This is a genomic window from Streptomyces sp. NPDC059371, from assembly GCF_042751995.1.
In the GTDB taxonomy this organism is placed as follows: domain Bacteria; phylum Actinomycetota; class Actinomycetes; order Streptomycetales; family Streptomycetaceae; genus Streptomyces.
Genome location: NZ_JBHYXD010000097.1, coordinates 30,210 through 32,986, shown reverse-complemented (window position 1 = coordinate 32,986; position 2,777 = coordinate 30,210). Strand labels below are relative to the sequence as shown.

General features: G+C 72.7%; 2 protein-coding genes. One reads left to right on the top strand and one right to left on the bottom strand.

Going from position 1 to position 2,777, the window contains the following annotated elements:
* Positions 1–160 precede the first annotated feature (160 nt).
* Entirely contained in the window at positions 161–1,366 is a 1,206-nt protein-coding gene (ftsY, locus tag ACFXGX_RS35140; RefSeq protein ID WP_384799768.1) for a signal recognition particle-docking protein FtsY, read from the bottom strand.
* Between the two features lie 352 nt (positions 1,367–1,718).
* Here ftsY and ACFXGX_RS35135 point away from each other — a divergent pair.
* Positions 1,719–2,777, top strand: a 1,059-nt coding sequence (locus ACFXGX_RS35135) for an LLM class flavin-dependent oxidoreductase (RefSeq protein WP_384799765.1), incomplete at its 3' end; no start/stop codon positions are given.

Here is a 2,777-nt window from a genome sequence, read left to right as displayed (position 1 = left end):
CGCCCGCGGGCGCCCGGGGGGGGGGGGGGGGGGGGGGGGGGGGCGGGCGGGGCGCCCGCGACGGCGTAGTAGCCGGGGGCGGCGGGGGCCCCCCCCCACCCGCCCCGGCGCCGCCCCCCGCCCCCCTGTTCTTCGGGCACCTACGCGTTCGCGCGGGTGGTCACTCTCCGATAAGGGCGTCAACGAACGCCTCCGGCTCGAAGGGCGCCAGGTCGTCCGCGCCCTCTCCGAGGCCCACCAGCTTGACCGGGACGCCCAGCTCGCGCTGCACCGCGATGACGATGCCGCCCTTCGCCGTGCCGTCGAGCTTGGTCAGCACGATGCCGGTGATCTCGACGACCTCGGCGAACACGCGTGCCTGCACCAGACCGTTCTGCCCGGTGGTCGCGTCGAGGACGAGCAGCACCTCGTCGAGCGGCGCGTGCTTCTCCACGACGCGCTTGACCTTGCCGAGCTCGTCCATGAGGCCGGTCTTGGTGTGGAGCCGGCCAGCGGTGTCGATGAGGACGACGTCCGCGCCCTCCTCGATGCCCTCCTTGACCGCGTCGAACGCGATCGAGGCGGGGTCGCCGCCCTCGGGGCCGCGGACGGTACGGGCGCCCACGCGCTCGCCCCAGGTCTGGAGCTGGTCGGCGGCGGCGGCGCGGAAGGTGTCTGCGGCGCCGAGAACGACGTTCTTGCCGTCGGCGACGAGCACGCGCGCGAGCTTGCCGGTGGTGGTGGTCTTGCCGGTGCCGTTGACGCCGACGACCATCACGATGCCCGGGGTGTCGAGGTTCGAGTCGGTCTTGACCTCACGGTCGAACTCCGGGACGAGAAGCTGGATCAGCTCCTCGCGCAGCAGGTTGCGCAGTTCCTCCGGCGTCCGCGTGCCGAGCACCTTCACCCGTTCACGCAGCCGCTCGACCAGTTCCTGGGTGGGCTGCACACCGACGTCGGCGACGAGCAGCGTGTCCTCGATCTCCTCCCAGGTGTCGTCGTCGAGGTGCTCGCGCGAGAGCAGCGTGAGCAGCCCCTTGCCGAGCGCGTTCTGCGAGCGGGAGAGCCGGGTGCGCAGGCGCACCAGACGCCCGGCGGTCGGTTCCGGGATCTCGATCTGGGGGGCGGCGGCCGGAGGTTCTTCGACGACGACCGACGGTGCGGCCGTGCCCTCGGGGAGATCCACCTCCTCCACGGTGCGGCGCGGCTCGTCGTGTGGCGCCTCGGCCTCGTCGCCGACGTGCGGTTCGGCCGGTGGAGCGGTGATGTCGGGGGCGGCGGGGGGCGGCGGGGGCAGCTGCTTCCGCTTGCGACTGCCGACGACGAGCCCACCGAGCGCGCCGATCACCACCACGGCGATGACTACAGCAAGGATGATGGTTTCCATAACAAGCCCAGTATGCGTGACCTATCCGCCTGCCAGCCGTTGTCCGTGCGGGGCCGCGTGCCCCCGCGGGCCGGGCTGGTCCGCCGCTCGGCCGCGCGTCGACGGGAAGCCTTCAGGGCGGAGTCACAACGTCCTCAGTATCGGCGGCGGGCGGCAGGCCGACTGCTCCGGTTTCCCTGGGTACGTACGGGTACGCGCAGCGTACCCAGGGTGTGTCACGGCCCATACGGTGGGCCGTGACACACCCTTGCCGCGCCGTCACCTCCCATTGGCAGACCTCGTCGGTGCGCGCTATGGAAACCTGACGTTCCGTCAGTTACCGTCCCCCTCCACACACGAAGGGGGGCTCCCCATGCCCGTGACGGTCGTGCGCTTCAACCTCGTCGAACCCGACGCCACCCCCGCCTCGCTCAGCGCCCGCTACCGGGCCGCCGTCGAGATGGCCACGTACGCCGACGACCGCGGGATCACCACGGTGCAGACGGAGGAGCACCACGGCGCCGTCAACAACTGGCTGCCCTCGCCGTTCGCGTTCGCGGGCGCGGTCTTCGGGGCGACCCGGCAGGTCGCGGTCACCGTCTCGGCCATCATCGGCCCGCTGCACGACCCGCTGCGTCTCGCCGAGGACATCGCCGTGCTTGACCTGCTCAGCGGCGGCCGCCTGGTGACCGTGGCCGGCATCGGTTACCGGCCCGAGGAGTACGCGCAGTTCGACGTCGACTGGAAGCGGCGCGGCAAGCTCCAGGACGAGCTTCTGGAGACGCTGCTGAAGGCCTGGACCGGCGAGGAGTTCAGCTACCGGGGCCGTACGGTACGGGTCACCCCGCGCCCGTTCTCGGACCCGCACCCCCTGCTGCTGGTGGGCGGCTCCTCCCGGGCGGCGGCCCGGCGCGCCGCCCGGCTCGGCCTGCCGTTCTTCCCCAGCGCGCATCTGCCGGAGCTGGAGGCCTATTACAAGGAGCGGCTCATCGAGTACGGCACCGAGGGCTGGACCATGATGCCCGGCGCCGAGACGCCGCTGCTGCACATCGCCGAGGACCCGGACCGGGCCTGGGCCGAGTACGGCCGCCACTTCCTGCACGAGGCACGGACGTACGCCTCCTGGCAGTCCGGCGAGATCCGCTCGGCGGTGAAGTCGGCGGCCACGACGGTCGAGGAGCTGCGCGCGGAGGGCGTCTACCGCGTCCTCACTCCCGACCAGTGCGTGGAGCTGGGCCTGGACAGCCTCGTCCTGCATCCGCTGTCCGGCGGGATGCCGGTGGACGAGGGCTGGCGCAGCCTGCGTCTCTTCTGCGAAAGCGGGGGGGGGGGGCGCGGCGGGCGGGGATGTGTGCGGGAGGGCGGCGCGCGCCGACCCCCACATACAGTGTGGTGGCGGGGGGGCGGGCGCGGCGCTGTGGCGGGGAGCGGG